This is a genomic window from Flavobacterium granuli, from assembly GCF_031456055.1.
Taxonomy (GTDB): domain Bacteria; phylum Bacteroidota; class Bacteroidia; order Flavobacteriales; family Flavobacteriaceae; genus Flavobacterium; species Flavobacterium granuli_A.
The window spans coordinates 1-18,863 of record NZ_JAVDTX010000003.1; the positions used below are offsets into that span (position 1 = coordinate 1).

Below are 18,863 nucleotides of genomic sequence, written 5' to 3' on the forward strand. Positions count from 1 at the left end.
CGCCTACGGACCCTTTAAACCCAATGATTCCGGATAACGCTTGGATCCTCCGTATTACCGCGGCTGCTGGCACGGAGTTAGCCGATCCTTATTCTTACAGTACCGTCAAGCTCCTTCACGAAGGAGTGTTTCTTCCTGTACAAAAGCAGTTTACAATCCATAGGACCGTCATCCTGCACGCGGCATGGCTGGATCAGGCTTGCGCCCATTGTCCAATATTCCTCACTGCTGCCTCCCGTAGGAGTCTGGTCCGTGTCTCAGTACCAGTGTGGGGGATCTCCCTCTCAGGACCCCTACCCATCGTAGCCTTGGTAAGCCGTTACCTTACCAACTAGCTAATGGGACGCATGCTCATCTTTCACCGTTGTGACTTTAATACAGTGTTGATGCCAACTCTGCATACTATGAGGTATTAATCCAAATTTCTCTGGGCTATCCCTCTGTGAAAGGTAGATTGCATACGCGTTACGCACCCGTGCGCCGGTCTCTAATTCCGAAGAACTATACCCCTCGACTTGCATGTGTTAAGCCTGCCGCTAGCGTTCATCCTGAGCCAGGATCAAACTCTTCATCGTATATTGTTTGAACTATAAATAGCTCTATTAATTTTTGACTGAAGGTCTAGTGGTTATTTCAAATCTTCCGATTCTATTACTCTTATTTTATTTGTTCTGATTTTCATCAGAACGGCTGTCAATTCAATATGTCTAGGAACGTATTCTTCTTTTATTCTTACTACGCTAGTCTTTCGATTAGCGGGTGCAAAAGTAGTTATTCTTTTTTAACTGGCAAGTAAATTTTGAAGTTTTTTTGAAAATTTTATTTTTCGTTTGCTTCTCTTTTTCTCAGCAGTATTTCAAGGAACGTTACGCGTTTTGCGGGGTGCAAAAATAGCTTACGTTTTCGAATCTCACAAGCTTTTCTCAATCTTTTTTTGAAAATAAATTTTCGTTTCGATTTCGTGGGCTTGTCAGGATTTCTATGAACGTCTGCGTTGTTGCGGGTGCAAAAGTAGCACGTTTATTCGTGTAAACAATACCTTTTTTAACCTTTTTTCAAAGTATTTTTTAATCTGCTGGTATGTTGTTCTTTATGGGATACCCTTTTTGAGGTTTTGACATTTCAAACCCTCCCCTTTAGGCTCTTTTTGAGATTTTGTTGACGTTTCGTGGCTTTGATTAATTTTTTACTCGTCAAATTGAATAGCGACAAAACGAATTCTTCTGAGTAAAGAGAGAGATTCTCGCTGATTTTCTTGAGAATCTTTCTCTCCTATATATAAGGTGTGGACTTATTGCCTTCTTTCTGATGAAAAACTCAGGCCCTAGCCCCGATAGTAGCGGAAATCCTTGTGGTCCGGGGTTCGGACCACAAGATTGTAGCGGATAGCGGGATTAAGCTCCTGAATATCTAAATGAATTTAACCGAAGTAATGGCAAGGAGAAATAAATATAGTTAGTAAAAATGCAACAGTGAGAAGATTTCTTTAATTGAGAATTCAGCACAGCATACAAATTCATCTGAGGCACCATAATATATAGTCACTGTATCTTCCTTGAGATTTACTACATGACCGTTGGTAAAAACCACATTCCCGAAGAAACCTGTAAGTTCATATTTTTCTGTCGGAACCATAATAGTTTCTTCTGTTCTCGCTAATATTTTTGAAGGATCCTCTAAATCCATTAAAAAGGCTCCTAAACAGTATTGGCTATTTTGATTAGCGCCATGGTAAATAGAAAGCCATCCTTTTCTAGTTTTTATAGGTGATGCCCCTGCTCCGATTCTTGCACTATCCCAAAGACCTTCTCTTGTTTTTAGAATACATTCATGGTTTCCCCAATTAACCCCATCCAGAGAAGAGGCCAACCAAATGTAATTCCCCCCGATTCCAACACCACTCGGGCGATGCAAAGCATAAAACAGGCCGTTAATTTTTTCTTCAAAAATAGCACAGTCTTTATTATGTGGCGGCAAAATCATTCCGTGTGAATAAAAATTTTTCCAATCGGTAGTCGTTCGCATACCAACACCAACACCATTTTCCGAAACAGCAGTATAAGTTAAATAATAAACCCCTTCTATATATGACACTCGGCAATCTTCGATTCCAAATGACTCCAGTCTCCCTTGCCCAATTAGCAAAGGATAACCTTCGGGTTCATAGAATTTATACCCGTCTTCACTACACACTAATCGCAAGTGCGATAGTGTCGTCAAATAATTAACGTTTTTATAATTAATAACTCTTGGATCCTTAGTTTCTAACCCTACTGCATCATTAGAAATTTCCATAATTTTAATACCTGACTCAGCTAGTATCGGAAATGATATCGTATTTTCTTTTTGTTCAGGTCTTTCGGCAACGCGAATTATCATCCATATTTTACCATCGAATTGGAACACACCTGGATTGAGAAGACAGGCTATTTGCAAATCTTTATGACTCGGCATAATATCTGGAGGAGACAATAATGGATTTTCGGGGAAACGTTTTGCAATATCTTTCATTTCGTTCTTTACTATTTCATTTTTGAATAAAAAAACTGAAGGCGGAAAGCTACAGGAGCATATTGTTTTAGTGCTCTGAATCTTTATACTAAGATAAGAAGGAATTCACTAAGAAAGTGATTAAAACAAAAAAGCTTCTCGAGATGAGAAGCTTTTGGTGCGGATAATAGGACTCGAACCTACACGCCTTGCGGCACCAGATCCTAAGTCTGGCATGTCTACCAATTTCACCATATCCGCGCAATTGTGGGTGCAAAGATAATCATAACTTCGAATTTTCAAAGGATTTTTTAAAAAAATATTCATTCTATTTTTTGTATTTTTGATCCTTAAAAAAATTTTGATTCAATGGAAGATATAAAATTATATGTTACAAAACACAAAGATCGCTTTATCAACGAGTTAATTGAATTATTAAAAATCCCATCAGTAAGTGCAGACACCGCTTTTTCACAAGATGTTCTTGACACTGCCGAAGCTGTTAAAGCAAGTTTAGAGAAAGCTGGATGCGATTTTGTAGAAATTTGCGAAACAGCAGGCTATCCAATCGTTTACGGAGAAAAAACAATCGACCCAAAATTGCCTACCGTTTTAGTCTACGGTCATTATGATGTTCAACCTGCTGACCCATTAGAATTATGGACTTCTCCCCCATTTGAACCTATTATCAAGAAAACTGAAATTCATCCTGAAGGCGCTATTTTCGCCAGAGGATCTTGTGATGACAAAGGCCAAATGTATATGCACGTAAAAGCTTTTGAATATATGATTCAAAGCAACACTTTACCTTGTAATGTCAAATTCATGATTGAAGGTGAAGAAGAAGTAGGTAGTGTAAACCTAAAAACCTTTGTAGAGAATAATACCGAAAAACTAAAAAACGATGTGATTTTGATTTCGGATACCGGAATGATTTCCAATCAACAACCTTCTATCACTACTGGGCTTCGTGGTTTGAGTTATGTGGAAGTTGAAGTTACAGGACCAAATCGTGATTTACATTCTGGTCTTTATGGAGGTGCTGTTGCCAATCCTATTAATGTTTTAGCAAAAATGATTGCTTCATTGCATGACGAAAACAATCACATTACGATTCCAGGCTTCTACGACAATGTTCAAGAATTATCTCTAGAGGAAAGAGTCGAAATGGCCAAAGCTCCTTTTAATCTTGACAATTACAAGAAAGCACTAAACTTGAATGATATATATGGTGAAAAAGGATATGTAACCAATGAGCGTAACTCCATTCGCCCTACGCTGGATGTCAACGGAATTTGGGGAGGCTATACTGGAGAAGGCGCAAAAACGGTTATTGCAAGCAAGGCATTTGCCAAAATCTCGATGCGTTTAGTACCCAACCAAGATTGGGAAGTCATCACAGACTTGTTTACCAAACATTTCACCAACATTGCTCCGGCAGGCGTTACCGTAAAAGTTACTCCTCATCATGGTGGTCAAGGTTATGTGACCCCTATAGACAGCATAGGCTACAAAGCGGCCAATATGGCTTATACTGAAACCTTTGGTGTTCCGGCAATTCCGGTGCGCTCAGGAGGAAGTATTCCTATTGTTGCTTTGTTCGAAAAAGAGCTAAAAAGCAAAACAATACTTATGGGCTTTGGTCTTGACAGTGATGCTATTCACTCGCCAAATGAACATTTTGGAATTTTCAATTATCTGAAAGGGATTGAAACCATTCCGTTGTTTTACAAATATTTTGTGGAATTAAGTAAATAAAATTCCTCTAACAATATCTAAATCCGTTCCCAGTGAGCGGATTTTTTTATGCCTTCTTCAAAATGATTTTGGTTTTAATTAGGAGCTATTTACTTCGTCAATTCGCTTCGCTCGTGTCCTGCTATCAGTTACAATCTTATAAGCCGAACACCGGCTCGTAAGGATTTTCGCTACTATCAGGGCTAGGGCTTTTGGTTTTTATAAGACATTGCTTTTTTATAACAAATAATTTAACCAAAATAAAACCAAACTCACTTCTTAAAATAGTACTTAAAACAATAAAATCCGCTTCTTTCGAAGCGGATTTGTCTAAAAAAAATTAAAAAATCTAAAATTAAAAAAAACCTTAACTAAAAACTTTATCAGGATTATAACCTACATAAGGCATCGCTTGTTCATTAAAAATAACTCCGTATTCTTCTAACTCTTTTAAAATAGGAAGGTATACCTCTTTGTGAATCGGAAGTTGTACTCCTGGAGTTGTGATCTTACCATTCAAGATTAACAAAGTTGCCATTGCAACTGGCAATCCAACAGTTTTGGCCATTGCTGTATAAATTTGATCTTCACCTATACAAACCATTTTGGAATCTATTTGCTTTTCCTCGCCATTAAGAACATATCCAAATTTGTGATACATCACAATCATATCTTTATCATCATGCTGCAAGGTCCAGCTATCAGTAAGAATTTTTTCAAGAATTTGTGCAGGTGTAGCATCTTTCAACCCTACTTTTTTATTTCGATTGAACAAATCCAATTCCACCAATTTATCCCACATAATATCATCTTGGTCAATTTTTAGAATCAAACGCATTTTAATTTCAACCGAATCGGTTGGGTGATATGGAAGGAAAGAATTCACAAATTGACGGTAACTCATATTTTCAGAGTTTTCCATAATATAACTATCGTCCGTCATACCCAATTGCACAAACATATTCCAAGCTTTTGAAAAACCAACTCTACGAATCGTACCTCTATATAAGGTAAGCACATCATCAAGACCATAAACACTCCTATATTTAAGAGAATCTCTATTCGAATAGGCTTCGAATTTACCATAACCTTCTACTTCCAAAAATTCGGTTCTACGAAACAAATTTACATACGGGATGTATTTATAGGTACCTTCCTGTATAAACTTGGCAGCACCTCCTTGTCCTGCAAGAACTACATTTCTTGGTGCCCAAGTAAATTTATAATTCCATAAATTATCATCAGATTCTGGTGCTACGAGACCTCCACAAAAGGATTCAAACAAAAGCATTTTGCCACCTTGTTCCCTAATCTCATCAATCACTTTCATTGCGCTCATGTGGTCAATCCCAGGATCAAGTCCAATCTCATTCATGAAAATTAGATTGTTTGCTTTGGCTGCCTCGTTCAATTCTTGCATTGCATCACTTATATAGGAAGCTGTCACAAGATGTTTTTTATAAACAATACAATCCCTTGCCACTTCGATATGAAGGTGAGCTGGCAACATCGATATAACTATGTCTGCTTTTTGAATTGCATTCTTTCTTTGATTTACATCAAATATATCTAGAGCTATAGGAGTTGCATTTGGATGATTATTTGTCTTTTTTTCGGCTAAAGTCAAAGACAAATCACCTATAATAAGATGCAATTCTTCGGATACCGATTTTTCCAAAAGATATTGGATCAACGAGGAAGCAGATCTTCCTGCTCCAATAATAAGAATTGTTCTCATGAGTTCTTTTATTTTAAAAACGTAACATTATAAATTTCAATACATTATTCTTGTTAAACAGGATGTTTTTATCCCTATTTAAATCAGATTACATTTAGACTATTTTAAAAATATAACACAAACATACAATATTGTTGTATTTATAACAAATGATTTTAAAAAAACATTTACCTTTTTTATTTGATTCTTAATGTTAAAATTGGTAAAAAACATCAAATATCTATGTTTTAAACAACTAAAAAAACTACTTTTATCCCTGCTTAATAAATTACTTTTGATTTAAAATAATAGATATATTTATGACTTTCATAAAACAAAAAATGATTAAAAAAAAAATAATTACGATGGCTGCTATTTTAGGGATGATAGCTATAATTTTTGGTGCTTTTGGTGCACATGCCCTAAAAAAATTACTACCTGTTGAACAACTTACCACTTTTGAAACTGGTGTGCGCTATCAAATGTACCATGCTTTGTTTTTATTATTTATTGGCACAACAACTATAATTAATCTAAAACTCAAAAAAAGGATCTATATTCTGACTGTTTTTGGAGTTATATTCTTTTCCGGTTCCATTTACTTATTGGCAACCAATTCTTTAATGCCAATTGATTTCAAGATACTTGGTTTCATTACACCAATTGGGGGGATATTTCTTATTTCCGCATGGTTCCTTCTATTTTTTGACTTAATAAGGCCAATAAAAAAAGAAAAATAAAATTTAATGTGGTTCTAAAAAAATTTATACTTTTGCGCTGAAATAAACAACACTCAAAAAAATTTATTTTTTATGGACAACTACGCTTTGTTTACGAAATCGATTTCGTTAAAAGAACTGGGAATTGAAAATGCTAAAATTCAATATCAACTAACCCCTAATGAGTTACACGATATTACAATTCAATCTGGACAGGGAGTTGAAAATTCGACTGGAGCATTAGCAATAAATACCGGTGAATTTACAGGACGTTCTCCACAGGATCGTTTTATTGTAAAAGATAGTATTACAGAGGACAAAGTATGGTGGGGGAAAGTTAATATTCCTTTTGAACCAACCGCTTTTGATGCTCTTTACAAAAAAGTAACTGCTTATTTATCTAACAAAGAAGTTTTCGTTAGAGATTCTTATGTTTGTGCCGATACCAATTACAGATTAAATGTTCGTGTAGTAACCGAAACAGCTTGGGCAAATTTATTCTGTCACAACATGTTTCTAAGACTCACAAATGAAGAATTAGAAAATTTCACACCTGAGTGGACAGTAATTTGCGCTCCTGGATTTATAGCTGACCCAGCCGTAGATGGAACACGTCAAGGGAATTTTGCAATCTTAGATTTTACAAAAAAGGTTGCGTTAATAGGAGGTACAGGATATACCGGAGAAATGAAAAAAGGAATTTTCTCGGCATTGAACTTTATTCTACCTGTTTTCAAAAACACATTACCAATGCACTGTAGTGCTAATGTTGGAGAAGATGGCGATACTGCCATATTCTTTGGATTATCTGGAACGGGAAAAACAACTTTGTCAGCAGATCCTGATAGAAAATTAATTGGTGATGATGAACACGGATGGACAAACGAAAATACCGTATTCAATTTTGAAGGAGGATGTTATGCCAAAGTAATCAATCTTACTGAGGAAAACGAACCAGACATTTTCAGAGCTATTAAAAAAGGAGCTATTCTTGAAAATGTAGTTTTCAAAACCGGAACGAATGAAGTTGATTTTGAAGATGTTTCAATCACCCAAAACACAAGGGTAAGCTACCCAATTGACCATATCGATAACATTCAGCCGGGTTCTATTGGTAAAAACCCAAAAAATATATTTTTCTTAACTGCAGATGCTTATGGGATTTTGCCTCCTATATCCAAACTAACTGCTGGGCAAGCTGCTTATCACTTTATATCTGGATATACTGCAAAAGTAGCTGGAACAGAAGCAGGTGTTACAGAACCGCAACCTAACTTTTCGGCTTGTTTTGGAGCGCCTTTCATGCCATTACACCCAACAAAATACGCAGAGATGTTAAGTGAAAAAATGAAAGATGCCAATGTAAAAGTTTGGTTAATCAACACAGGATGGACTGGTGGACCTTATGGGACTGGAAGCCGAATGAAATTAAAATTCACTCGCGCCATGATTACTGCTGCATTAAAAGGACAATTAGACGCTGTTGAATTTATCAATCATGATGTATTTGGAATTGCAATTCCACAATCTTGCCCAGAAGTACCTAGTGAAATTCTAAATCCAAGAAACACTTGGGAAGACAAAGAATTATACGATAAAAAAGCTACTGAATTAGCTCATAAATTCGAAGAGAATTTTGCTAAATTCAAAGAATTTGCCAATGTCGAAATAATGGCAGGAGCTCCAATCGCTTAGTTAATTTTAATTCAATATGTTAAAGAGCTGTTCTTAATCGAACAGCTCTTTTTTTGACATCATCTTGAGGAATTCCGAGGTTCCGGAAAAAGAATAGCTAGAGTAATAAGATAATTTAACTCTGCTCAATATGATTAAGGAATTATTTATTTTTGGCTTGATCAATACGTTGCTGCATCAAATCCCAAGCATAATAATGAAAAGTCATGCCATTGCTCATTGCAACAAAAAGTCCGTTTTTATATTGGCCTCCTAAATTAATACTCGTTACATCTGCTCCGTCACATTCTATTGTAGAAGTTGGAATTTCTGCTAATAAAGGATAACTATTGGCATCTCCATTTGCCCCTTCTCTCAGGTAAACCATAAACGTATTTGCCTGCTGATTGGATACCAAAATATAGCCAGTTGTCGAAGTTGTTTTATAAATTGCAATTCCCTCGTTATCTGCTTTGAACTCACCTTTCCCAAAAAGAGCTAATTCAGTGTTATCATTTAAAGCTGGATCGGCTTTGTACTTTCTGATTCCGAATTGCTCATCACAGTAATAAAGAACACCTAATTCATTATCGACAGCTATGGCTTCAATTTCTTTTTTACCACTGTATTGCCCAAATTTACGAACAACATTCGCCTTTGCTATTCCATTGCCTCCATCGGTCAATCGATATTGCCACAAATACGTTCCGGAAGGACCGCTTTTTCTGCCAACGATTGCAAAAATAACATTATCACTAGTACGAGTGTATAAGGCAATCCCCATAGGATCGCGCTCCAATTCTCCATCAAAAACAGCAATTCCACCGTTGTCAATAGGCTTCAAATCTGGCAGACTGAAAATTCTAATCGTATTGCTTTCACGTTCTGTAGTAACGGCAATGTCAATTTTTTTGCCGTCAATAACAAAACCATAAGCAATATCCACATTATTTGGACGCTTTAAAACTTCTGATTTTGCAATGATTTTTCCATTCAAATCAAAAGCATACAAACCGCCGTCAGTATCTTTATCAGTTCCAATAATTAAGCTTTTGGACACACCATTAGGGTTTATCCAAATAGCAGGATCATCAGTATCTTGCGGTAATTTTTGGGTAACAATTGTTGGCTTCACTGCATCTTTGCGAATTGGTGCCAATTTATCGCTACAGGAAATTAAGGAAATTAATCCAAGTGTTGCTGCTATTTTATTTATGCTTTTCATTTTTGTTTTTTTCTATTTGAGTTGTAAATAAAACTTTTCCATCTCCATCAACCACCTGCGCAAGCAATTTTGAATTTGTAATGGTAAAGGTCATAAAACCTGATTTTTCGGCAAAAAACATTGTTCCTTCCCTTTCCCCACTGGGACGAACAGTACAAGCTGCACCTGACAAAAACTGAGTTGTATAATGCCCTTTTTGTTTTATAATCTGTAAATCGTGTTCGTGACCGCAGAAATAAGCATCTACCTTTTGATTATCAAAAATAGCAGCAAACTTTTTTTCGAAACTTATAGTTTCTGAACTGGTTTTTCGCTTTCCTCCGCTATACAAAGGGTGATGTCCTACCACAATTTTCCAAGTCACTTTTTTGTCTGTTGTGGCTAATTCTTTTAACAGCCACTTTTTTTGAGCCGTGGTATCCTGTGCTTTGATAGCCTCACTCATACCGGAATCTACATCGTAATATTTATCTATAAACGGCGAAGTATCCATAAACAAAACTAAAACTTTATTACCGTCTTCTAAATCAAACTCCTTTTTAAAATATGTTGAAGGCATGTGCCAACGGCGACTTTTTGCCGAATAATCAATCTGCGCCTGAATATTTCCTCTATAATCATGATTCCCCAAAGCTACAAACCAATCGTTTTGTAAACTAAAATCGGTATAAACATTTTCAAAAGAAGCGATCCACGAATGATCTGTGGTGCTCTGCACGCCATTTGGATAAAAGTTATCTCCCACACTAATCACAAATTCAGAGCCAATTGTAGCAGCCGCTTTTCCCATTTGCGCAGCCACTTCTTTTTGATAAAATTGACCGTAACGTCCAAAATCACCCATTAATAAAAAATTCAGGCTGTTGTCAATTTTCTGCAATTCCGGGATATAACCTTCCGTATAGCCAGACAATTCTCTTTTTTCTACTTTTTGTGCAGACGAAAATTGAAAAACCAATACCGATATAAAAAAGTAAATTATATGCTTCATTTTGTATTAACTATAAAAAAGGGAACAGGACATTACATCCTGTTTCCTTTTTTTATTATTTAAAAGGTCCTTTTAAAAATCAAATTTTAATCCCAAATTATATCTTGCCTGATAGTATTCAGCTTGCTTCGTGTGTGACTCAACACCTTGATAATAACGCAATGGCTGATTAGTCAAGTTGGTTGCTTCTGCAAAAATTCGAATGTGAGATGTGATTTTGTAAGCCGCATTTGCATCCACAAAAAACTGTTTGTCATAATAGCTGTCATTATAAGCTTCTGAACCTAATTCATCTAAATAATCTGAAGTAAAATTAGTAGAAACTCTAGCAGAAAAACGCTTGTTTTCCCAAGATAAGGAACCATTAAACATGTGCGGTGCCGTTCCCGGAAGACTAATATCTTCTCTTTCGTTTCCATCTTCATCAGCAATTCCTTTGGCTTCAGATTTGGTATAAGTATAGTTCAAATAAATTCCGAACCCTTTCAAAAATTTGCTTTCGAAGAAATCCAACTGACGCTGAAAAGCAAATTCAAAACCGTAAACATCTACAGTATCACCATTTTTTGGCTGAACAAATGTCCAATTTTCACCCGCTGGAATCGGATTGTCCTGACCTGGAAAATCAGCAGTAAATTTCTCAGTAGTATATTGGCTGTCGCTGTAATTATAAATAAAATCATGAAGCTTTTTATAGAAAACACCTCCAGAAATTAAACCAACCGAGTTAAAATAATTCTCGGCCATAAAATCATAATTGTATGAATAAGTTACATCAAGGTCTGGATTTCCAGCCGAAATTTCCATTTCAGATGCAATATTGTTCACATAAGGAGCCAATGCATAATAATTTGGCCTAGCCAAAGCTGTAGTAGCTGCCGCTCTTAAAACTAAAACTTTTGTTGCATTGTATTGAAAAGTAAGACTTGGCAACACATTCGTGTATGTATTGGTAGTATTGATTTCGCTTTCCAATTCTTCTTCATCCAAAACGCGGTTTCCACTATAATCAATATGAGTGTTCTCTACGCGGAAACCCAAAACCATCGATAATTTATCATTAAAATCCTGATCCCACCTTACATAAGCGGCATAAATATTTTCTTTGGCATTATAATTTACAGCCAAATATTCAGATGGATCAGCTTCTTTGTCAAATAAAGAAGCGTTATTCAAATCAAGATTTCCTAAGAAATTTGCCGACGCAAAAGTTCCTGGCACATATTTGCTTCCCGGATTAAAATCTTTTCCGTCAAAATAGCTTGTCGAAATATCAGATAGCAACGCCATGTCATCATTGATTGGTTCGTAAGAATAAAAAATATTATCTCTTGATTTTTCTTTCATTCGAAGACGAAGACCCGTTCTGATTCGGCCTTTTTCTGCTGGAATAATTGTAAAAGGGAATCGAACATTTATTTTCGCTCCAAATTCGCTTTCTTTAGTATCATCTGTGTTTTCAGAAACTGACTCAAATTCAAATTCATCTACTGCTTCTCCAGTTGTTGTTACCAAAGGAAATCTTGCATCCGAAAGATCCTGTGTCATATCCAATCCTTTCTGACGATACTCGATATAACGCTCTGCAGGAGTATATTCTCTTGCGCTAGAATAATTTGCTGACCAATCCAAATCTAATTTTGAGCTAATCAAATGCTCTCCGCGAAGCGAATAGTTTTGTACGCGTTGTTCTTCCAGTCTTCTGCTTTTGTTTCTGTCGTTGTCAACTCCGCCTTTCGTTTCACGTTTTACACGTCCTTCAAAACCAAGAATCTTTGATTCATCAACATCATCATAAACAGCTTCAATATCATCATAAGTTGTTCTGAAACGGTTCTCTCTATCGTCTCTCCAATTGTAAATGGCATTGGCAAAAATGGTATTGTTTTCGTCAAATTTATAATCTAATGCTAAGGAAGCACTTCTGCGGATACGCTGTACATCATACTTTCTAACATCGGAAGCCTGAACAAATTCATTACCAAAATCATCTTTTACCCATTCGTTTTCGATATTATCCGAACCATAATCAACATTATTATAAGAACCGCTTACTACAGCACCAAATTTATTATTAAAAAATCTATTCCCATAAACTAATCCTGCAGTATATATTGCCTTATCACGGATTGGAGCATAACCTCCAGCAATAGTAGCAGATATTCTTTCGCCATTTGGAGTTGGTCTGGTGATCAAATTTACCGAACCTCCAATAGCATCAGCGTCCATATCTGAAGTTAATGTTTTACTTACTTCAATAGTTGAAATCATATCAGACGGAATCAAATCCATCTGAACATTTCTGTTGTCGCCTTCGGCAGATGGAATTCTGTCACCGTTCAAAGTAACTGAGTTTAAAGATGGAGCCAATCCTCTAATAATAATATTTCTGGCTTCTCCTTGATCATTCTGCATAGTAATTCCTGGAACACGTTTCAAAGCATCACCAACATTGGCATCTGGAAAACGTCCAACTTGGTCAGATGAAATTACGTTACCAATATTTTTATTGTGTTTTTGCTGATTTAAAGCTTTCGCCTGTCCTTTTAAGTTATCCCCCACAACAACTTCGTTCAACTCAGTAGTTGCTGATTTAACTATAAAATCAACAACATTATTTTTTCCTTCTGTTACAACAACTTCATGAGTCATGCCAGTATAACCAATGTATTTTAACTGAACTTGATACGTTCCTGGATTAATATTAAGCAATTCAAAACGCCCATTATAATCTGAAATGGTGTATTTGTTTTCGCCAACTATTTGAATCATAGCCCCAGCCAAAGGAAGTTTGTCATCGGCATCCAATACCTTTCCGGATATTATGGCTTTTTGTGCATGCCCTGATAATGCTAATAAAAAGAGGAATACTGTTAAATAAAGATTTTTCATTTTTGCTTGTTTGAATTTGAATGCGAAACTAAAACCTAAACATTACTAAAGCCGCGATAAAAAATTAACATACTGTTATGATTTCAACGATATGAACAAATCTTATTAATGTTAAAATAACATTTAAAAATCTGACAGGCTTCTTTCAATCAAAAACAAATCAACAATTTACATCCATAATTAATTTTTTGGAGCTAAATTTGTGCTTTCAATCAATCAAAAATCAATCAATCATGTTAAAACAATTTTTCATCCTGTGTTCAGGCGCAGACAAACCGCTGCTAGACGGTTGCTCCGAAGGCGAACAAACCAAATATGTAGGTATTGGCGCTACTGTATTTTTTACCGCAGTTATGGCTTTTATAGCCAGTGCTTATGCTCTTTTTACGGTGTTCGACAATATCATTCCCGCATTACTTTTTGGATTTGTATGGAGTCTTCTTATTTTTAATCTAGATCGCTTTATTGTTTCAACAATTCGAAAAAGAAACAGTTTCTCTAGTGAATTCCTGCAGGCAACTCCCCGAATTATTTTAGCAATTATCATTGCTATCGTGATTTCAAAACCATTGGAAATTAAAATTTTCGAAAAAGAAATCAATACCGTTTTATTGAAAGAGAAAAATGCGATGGCTTTGAATAACAAAAAGGAAGTCGGAAATTATTTCAAATCGGATTTGGACAAAAACAAAAACGAAATCAAGAGTCTTAAAGCTGAAATCGTCAATAAAGAAAAAGAAGTAAACACGCTTTATGACACTTATATCAAAGAGGCTGAAGGAACAGCCGGGACTAAAAAATTAGGTAAAGGTCCTGTTTTTAAAGAAAAAATTGCCAAGCACGATTTATCTAAAAAAGAATTGGACACCATTCGCAAAAACAATTTAGCTAAAATAGCTGTTTTGGAAAAAGGTACTAAAACATTACAAACAGATTTAGATAAGAAAGTTTCCGAAACCCAACCTATAATTGATGGATTTGATGGCTTGATGGCACGAATTAACGCTTTGAATAAACTGCCTTGGATTCCCTCGTTTTTTATAATGCTTTTATTTTTAGCGATTGAAACTTCTCCAATTATTGCCAAATTATTATCGCCTAGAGGTGAATATGATTTCAAATTGGAAGATTTGGAAACAGCACTCAAAGCTACTATCGAGCAGGACAAATACCAACGGGAATTATTAATAAAAACTAGTGCTGCAATGCACGATAAAGTCTACGCTGATATTGCTGAGGACAAAAAACTATATGATTTGCAAAGAAAAAATGCAACCGAATTACTGGAACAGCAATCCAATAATTTTTTAGAAAAGCAAATGAAAACATTATAAAAAACAAAACCCGACATCAGTTAAGCTGTCGGGTTTTGTTTTTTTTGATACTTATGACTTATTACATATAACTCAAAATTTCTTTTTTGAAAGCATCATATTCACCTTGTAAAATCAAACCGTTATCAAGGAGTTTTTTATAGTTTTGAAGCTTTGCAAAAAGTTCATCTTGTGTCAATTCACTTGTCTTTTTCTCAGTTGAAGCATTTGTATTCTCTGTAACAGGTTCTGCATAATTAGAAACCACAGGCATTATTTCGGCAAAATCAGTAACTTCTTCGGTTTCCATTTCCTCGATTAATTCTGACTCTTGAATTAATGTCGGAGCAATTTCTTCAGTTATAACAGATTGTGCTGCACCATTTTTTAAGATATCCAATTGTTCTTTGGCATACGTAAATATTTTACGAGCTTGAATTTTAGGAATATAATCAATTGAAACCTGCATCTCTGTTTTGGTAGAAAAAGAAAACTCAGAACCAAGAATATTTTCCTTTACAAAAGTCCCTTCAATATCATCCCAAGTGTAATCAATAAAATTCATAGACAGCCCTAAATTTTTTGGCTGGCAAATGATGATTCTTTTAGTTGTCACTACTATACTGTCCGGAAGCACAGTCAATGCTGGTTTTTTTTGCACAGCAATATATCCAATTTCTTCGTTTTTCATTAAGATATCCTGCAATTTTGAAGTGACTTTCTCAATCGCTTTTGGATCTTGTTCTTCGTTTAAAAACTTTTTAATTTGATCTTTCATTTTTTTATAAAGTTGCTGAGTTACTATGTAACTGAGTTGCTACGTTTTTTAATAATGACACAAAAGTAATGTCTATTTTTCTAATTGCTTCGCCTGTTCGTTAAATAATTTACCTCGGGTCGATAATTCCCATTTGAATTTTCTTAGTCAAACTTTTAAAAACCAAGTCATACGAATGATCTATCAATTCTTTCAACAAAGCATCGGGAACATCTTGATTTACGGCAATCGTGTTCCAATGTATTTTGCTCATGTGAAATCCAGGCTGAATAGCATCGTATTCGGCTCGCAACTCTTGTGCGCGTTCGGGGTCACATTTAAGATTAACGGAGGGAGCTCCTTTTTCCCATTGCAATAGTGATGACAAAGCAAACATTTTTCCACCAACTTTAAAAACCAAAGTATCTTCGTCAAACGGAAAATGTTCGGTAACTCCTTTTTTGGAAAGGCAATATTCGTAATAGGTTTCTAGATTCATGATACTATTTTTTCCATCATACGTTCGGGAAATGCCAACTCTTTGAAACCAAATTTCTCATACAGAAAATGGGCATCTCTTGTCGCCAGTCTCCATATTTTCACTTCTTCCAACGAAGGTTCTTCCATCATCGCCGAAATCAGAATAGATGAATATCCTTTTCCTCTGTGCTCTTCGCCCACAAAAACATCCATCATATAAGCAAAAACCACATAGTCGGTAATGACTCTTCCAAAACCAATTTGGACATCATCCAAATAAATCCCAAAACAAACCGAACTGTCAATGGTTCTTTGGACGTCTTCAATGGTTCTTCCCGCAGTCCAATAAATATCCCTCAAAAATTGTTGGATAAAAGGAACATTTAGTTTTTGTTTATCAGTAGAAACGGCAATCATGCTTGTTTATTTTAGAATTCGGTTTACTCTTCAACAATTATAGGCTTATATAAAATTGGCTTGCTTGGGCTTGCATCATTTTCGAAAGAAGCGATTTGCAGATTCAACAGATAGCTTCCGTCTTCCACTTCATCAGCAACAAAAATCATTTCGGTAATCGTGCAGTCCAATCTCGCACTATCGTTTAAATCATTAACATCTTTTACATTCCAAAACGCTTTGTGCGCCAGCAATTTTCCTTCGTCATGTTCTTTGTCCACGCTCGGTAAATCAATCAGCAAATGTTTGATACCGCTTTCACGTATGAAATGCGCCGCGTCTTCTGCTACATAAGGCGGATTAGTATTCGAGTATTTAAGTGATTTTTTTATTTTGAAATTGGGCAATGTTCTGATAATTATGGCTTCAGGAGTTTTATTGCCCAACGCTATTTTAATCTGATTTCTGGTTATTACCAAATCATCACCTTGTATTTCCGGCACAACGGAAACCAATTCGGCCAAAAAGAAAAACTGTTTCAACGATTGGTTAATACTGTAAAACTCTCTTGTAATATGTCCTAGACATTCTGTATGTGTCCCGTGTCCGTGTGGATTGAAGAAAATATTATTGAAATTGGTCGATGACTTCCCTTCCGAAACTTTGCCTATCCAATCACCGAAAACAACGGGTTCAATTACTGGTTTTTCTATATACCAGGCAATCGGATTCTCGTCCGTATTGGTTAATGGAATCGAAATATCAATGGGTTTTGACAAGTCAACTTCAATAATTTGGTCATTATGTTCGATAGTAGTCTTCATAAAACTAGTAAAGCGGTTTAGGATATTTTTGTTTAAAATTAAAAACAATTTCCGAAGCACCATTTTTTTGCAAATAATCTAATTTTTCCATTGCTTCGGTAACATCTGGAATTTCACCTTTTTTAACCCACCACATCGCTGTAGCAACTTGTCCAAAAGTATGAAACCATTCTTTTCTGCGCTTTAAAAACTCCGAATGAAAAGTTTTATACATATAATGTTCCAAGGTTTCAATACTTTCCCAGATTGAAAAATTCACGATGATTTGTTCATCATTGTAAGGATTAAAATTTGTAGCATTATTGTCTTCATCTTTTAATCGCCATACAAACCCATCACTGTTTTCGGCTATTTCATTGACTTTGTCTAGATTATCGACAAACTCTTTCATAATAGGATCGTCAATATTAACTCCCTTCATTCTAGCAATATTTATTTCTGCAAGTTGATATTCTCCCATTTTCATTCTTTTATTTGACAATTAAGACTATGCGCTCTTTGCGATTAAACCTCCTAATTTAAATAAAATAAATCTGATGCAATTCCATCCGTCAAAAATTTTCCTTTTGGTGTTGGTTTCAAAATACCATTATCAATAAAAAGCAAATCATCGCTTATAAATTTCTGAGCTTGTTTATGCAAATAATCTAGATATTCGCTTCCGAATTCAGTTTCAATTCGATTCAAAGAAACGCCCCAAATCGTCCTCAAACCTGTCATAATATATTCATTATAACGATCGACAACAGACAATATTTCAATTTCATTAGGCAATTTGTCTTCCTGAATGGATTTTAAATAAATAGAATTATTCGAAACATTCCAGCTTCGGGAAACACCATCATAACTATGGGCAGAAGGACCAATTCCTATATATTTTTTACCTAACCAATAAGCTGAATTGTTCTTTGAAAAATAATTGGCTTTTCCAAAATTGGACAATTCATAATGAACAAAATCATTTGCATCTAGCGTTTCCACCAAAATTGCAAAATGTTCCTGAGCCGATTCGTCATTAGGCTTGGCTATTTTTCCGGTTTGGATGAGTTTGTTCAAAGCCGTTTTTGGCTCGACTGTCAATGCATAACTCGAAATATGTGAGATTCCAAAAGACAAAGCCGTTTCAATATTTTGTTTCCATTTCTCATTGCTCATTCCCGGAATTCCGTAAATCAAATCGAGAGAAATGTTATCGAAGTATTGTGTTGCTTCCTCAAGACATTTTTTGGCTTCTGTCGAATTATGGGCACGATTCATCATTACCAAATCGTCTTCAAAGAAAGATTGAATTCCTACACTCAGTCGGTTAATTGGACTTTTCGCCAATTCAATTATTCGTTCACTGGATAAATCATCTGGATTGGCTTCGAGAGTGATTTCGGGATTTTCAGCAACTACATAATTTTTATATACTTCAGAAATTAAAAATTCAGTTTCTGATGTCGTCAATACCGAAGGCGTTCCCCCACCAAAATAAATGGTTTCTATAACCTCATTTTCGAACTCAATTTTTCGCATTCGCAATTCTTTGGCGATAGCCAAAACCATCTCTTCTTTCTTCTTCATTGAAGTCGAAAAATGAAAATCACAGTAATGACAAGCCTGCTTGCAGAATGGTATGTGTATATAGATTCCTGACATAATTTTT

At 35.5% G+C, this 18,863-nt stretch carries 15 protein-coding genes, 1 tRNA gene and 1 rRNA gene; 4 read left to right on the top strand and 13 right to left on the bottom strand.

Going from position 1 to position 18,863, the window contains the following annotated elements; genetic code table 11:
* The 3 genes from J2W95_RS07040 to J2W95_RS07050 form a co-directional block, all read right to left on the bottom strand.
* Positions 1-575, bottom strand: a 16S ribosomal RNA gene (locus J2W95_RS07040); the annotation flags it as partial.
* An 880-nt stretch (positions 576-1,455) separates the two neighbouring features.
* The gene (locus J2W95_RS07045; protein WP_310005395.1) at positions 1,456-2,511 is read right to left on the bottom strand and encodes a glycoside hydrolase family 130 protein; all 1,056 of its coding nucleotides are present in this window, start codon (positions 2,509-2,511) and stop codon (positions 1,456-1,458) included.
* 155 nt (positions 2,512-2,666) lie between these two features.
* Positions 2,667-2,751 (bottom strand) — tRNA-Leu (locus tag J2W95_RS07050).
* A 108-nt stretch (positions 2,752-2,859) separates the two neighbouring features.
* Between J2W95_RS07050 and J2W95_RS07055 the strand changes: the two genes are divergently transcribed.
* Positions 2,860-4,248, top strand: coding sequence for a dipeptidase (locus J2W95_RS07055; RefSeq protein WP_310005397.1), 1,389 nt, complete (start codon positions 2,860-2,862; stop codon positions 4,246-4,248).
* Positions 4,249-4,594: 346 nt separating this feature from the next.
* On the opposite strand, the gene J2W95_RS07060 is transcribed toward J2W95_RS07055, so the two are convergent.
* Positions 4,595-5,965 carry a saccharopine dehydrogenase family protein gene (locus J2W95_RS07060; protein ID WP_310005399.1) on the bottom strand — a complete coding sequence of 457 codons (1,371 nt, stop codon included), beginning with the start codon at positions 5,963-5,965 and terminating at the stop codon, positions 4,595-4,597.
* Between the two features lie 320 nt (positions 5,966-6,285).
* Here J2W95_RS07060 and J2W95_RS07065 point away from each other — a divergent pair, with 320 nt between their 5' ends.
* Both J2W95_RS07065 and pckA read left to right on the top strand, forming a co-directional pair.
* Positions 6,286-6,684 (top strand): DUF423 domain-containing protein, encoded by a 399-nt coding sequence (locus J2W95_RS07065; protein WP_409025120.1) that lies wholly within the window; start codon positions 6,286-6,288, stop codon positions 6,682-6,684.
* Between the two features lie 72 nt (positions 6,685-6,756).
* A complete protein-coding gene (gene pckA / locus J2W95_RS07070) occupies positions 6,757-8,358 on the top strand; it encodes a phosphoenolpyruvate carboxykinase (ATP) (RefSeq protein WP_310005401.1) in 1,602 nt (533 codons plus the stop codon).
* A gap of 142 nt (positions 8,359-8,500) precedes the next feature.
* On the opposite strand, the gene J2W95_RS07075 is transcribed toward pckA, so the two are convergent.
* The 3 genes from J2W95_RS07075 to J2W95_RS07085 all read right to left on the bottom strand — a co-directional run bounded on the left by J2W95_RS07075 (position 8,501) and on the right by J2W95_RS07085 (position 13,445).
* On the bottom strand, positions 8,501-9,562 hold the full coding sequence (locus J2W95_RS07075; protein WP_310005404.1) for a phytase: 1,062 nt from the start codon (positions 9,560-9,562) through the stop codon (positions 8,501-8,503).
* A complete protein-coding gene (locus tag J2W95_RS07080) occupies positions 9,546-10,553 on the bottom strand; it encodes a metallophosphoesterase (RefSeq protein WP_310005406.1) in 1,008 nt (335 codons plus the stop codon). The genes J2W95_RS07075 and J2W95_RS07080 overlap by 17 nt, the downstream gene beginning before the upstream one ends.
* 72 nt (positions 10,554-10,625) lie before the next feature.
* Positions 10,626-13,445, bottom strand: coding sequence for a TonB-dependent receptor (locus J2W95_RS07085; protein ID WP_310005409.1), 2,820 nt, complete (start codon positions 13,443-13,445; stop codon positions 10,626-10,628).
* Positions 13,446-13,678: 233 nt separating this feature from the next.
* On the opposite strand from J2W95_RS07085, the gene J2W95_RS07090 reads away from it, so the two are divergent.
* Positions 13,679-14,779, top strand: a complete 1,101-nt coding sequence (locus J2W95_RS07090) for a DUF4407 domain-containing protein (RefSeq protein WP_310005411.1) — start codon at positions 13,679-13,681, stop codon at positions 14,777-14,779.
* Between the two features lie 61 nt (positions 14,780-14,840).
* Here the strand turns inward: J2W95_RS07090 and J2W95_RS07095 are convergent, their stop codons facing one another.
* From J2W95_RS07095 to hemW, 6 genes are all read right to left on the bottom strand, one after another.
* On the bottom strand, positions 14,841-15,536 hold the full coding sequence (locus J2W95_RS07095; RefSeq protein ID WP_310005413.1) for a PH domain-containing protein: 696 nt from the start codon (positions 15,534-15,536) through the stop codon (positions 14,841-14,843).
* A gap of 109 nt (positions 15,537-15,645) precedes the next feature.
* The gene (locus J2W95_RS07100) at positions 15,646-16,014 is read right to left on the bottom strand and encodes an MmcQ/YjbR family DNA-binding protein (protein ID WP_310005415.1); all 369 of its coding nucleotides are present in this window, start codon (positions 16,012-16,014) and stop codon (positions 15,646-15,648) included.
* On the bottom strand, positions 16,011-16,412 hold the full coding sequence (locus J2W95_RS07105; RefSeq protein ID WP_310005417.1) for a GNAT family N-acetyltransferase: 402 nt from the start codon (positions 16,410-16,412) through the stop codon (positions 16,011-16,013). The genes J2W95_RS07100 and J2W95_RS07105 overlap by 4 nt, the downstream gene beginning before the upstream one ends.
* Positions 16,413-16,435: 23 nt before the next feature.
* Positions 16,436-17,215, bottom strand: coding sequence for a cyclase family protein (locus J2W95_RS07110; protein ID WP_310005419.1), 780 nt, complete (start codon positions 17,213-17,215; stop codon positions 16,436-16,438).
* Positions 17,216-17,219: 4 nt separating this feature from the next.
* Positions 17,220-17,675: a DUF3291 domain-containing protein gene (locus tag J2W95_RS07115; protein WP_310005421.1), complete on the bottom strand. Its 456-nt coding sequence runs from the start codon at positions 17,673-17,675 to the stop codon at positions 17,220-17,222.
* A gap of 53 nt (positions 17,676-17,728) precedes the next feature.
* Positions 17,729-18,856: a radical SAM family heme chaperone HemW gene (hemW, locus tag J2W95_RS07120; protein ID WP_310005423.1), complete on the bottom strand. Its 1,128-nt coding sequence runs from the start codon at positions 18,854-18,856 to the stop codon at positions 17,729-17,731.
* Positions 18,857-18,863 lie beyond the last annotated feature (7 nt).

Bases quoted from the DNA above. Each gene is read 5' to 3' on its own strand.
- J2W95_RS07045 (WP_310005395.1), bottom strand. From the start codon at position 2,511: ATGAAAGATATTGCAAAACGTTTCCCCGAAAATCCATTATTGTCTCCT.
- J2W95_RS07055 (WP_310005397.1), top strand. From the start codon at position 2,860: ATGGAAGATATAAAATTATATGTTACAAAACACAAAGATCGCTTTATC.
- J2W95_RS07060 (WP_310005399.1), bottom strand. From the start codon at position 5,965: ATGAGAACAATTCTTATTATTGGAGCAGGAAGATCTGCTTCCTCGTTG.
- J2W95_RS07065 (WP_409025120.1), top strand. From the start codon at position 6,286: ATGATTAAAAAAAAAATAATTACGATGGCTGCTATTTTAGGGATGATA.
- pckA (WP_310005401.1), top strand. From the start codon at position 6,757: ATGGACAACTACGCTTTGTTTACGAAATCGATTTCGTTAAAAGAACTG.
- J2W95_RS07075 (WP_310005404.1), bottom strand. From the start codon at position 9,562: ATGAAAAGCATAAATAAAATAGCAGCAACACTTGGATTAATTTCCTTA.
- J2W95_RS07080 (WP_310005406.1), bottom strand. From the start codon at position 10,553: ATGAAGCATATAATTTACTTTTTTATATCGGTATTGGTTTTTCAATTT.
- J2W95_RS07085 (WP_310005409.1), bottom strand. From the start codon at position 13,445: ATGAAAAATCTTTATTTAACAGTATTCCTCTTTTTATTAGCATTATCA.
- J2W95_RS07090 (WP_310005411.1), top strand. From the start codon at position 13,679: ATGTTAAAACAATTTTTCATCCTGTGTTCAGGCGCAGACAAACCGCTG.
- J2W95_RS07095 (WP_310005413.1), bottom strand. From the start codon at position 15,536: ATGAAAGATCAAATTAAAAAGTTTTTAAACGAAGAACAAGATCCAAAA.
- J2W95_RS07100 (WP_310005415.1), bottom strand. From the start codon at position 16,014: ATGAATCTAGAAACCTATTACGAATATTGCCTTTCCAAAAAAGGAGTT.
- J2W95_RS07105 (WP_310005417.1), bottom strand. From the start codon at position 16,412: ATGATTGCCGTTTCTACTGATAAACAAAAACTAAATGTTCCTTTTATC.
- J2W95_RS07110 (WP_310005419.1), bottom strand. From the start codon at position 17,215: ATGAAGACTACTATCGAACATAATGACCAAATTATTGAAGTTGACTTG.
- J2W95_RS07115 (WP_310005421.1), bottom strand. From the start codon at position 17,675: ATGGGAGAATATCAACTTGCAGAAATAAATATTGCTAGAATGAAGGGA.
- hemW (WP_310005423.1), bottom strand. From the start codon at position 18,856: ATGTCAGGAATCTATATACACATACCATTCTGCAAGCAGGCTTGTCAT.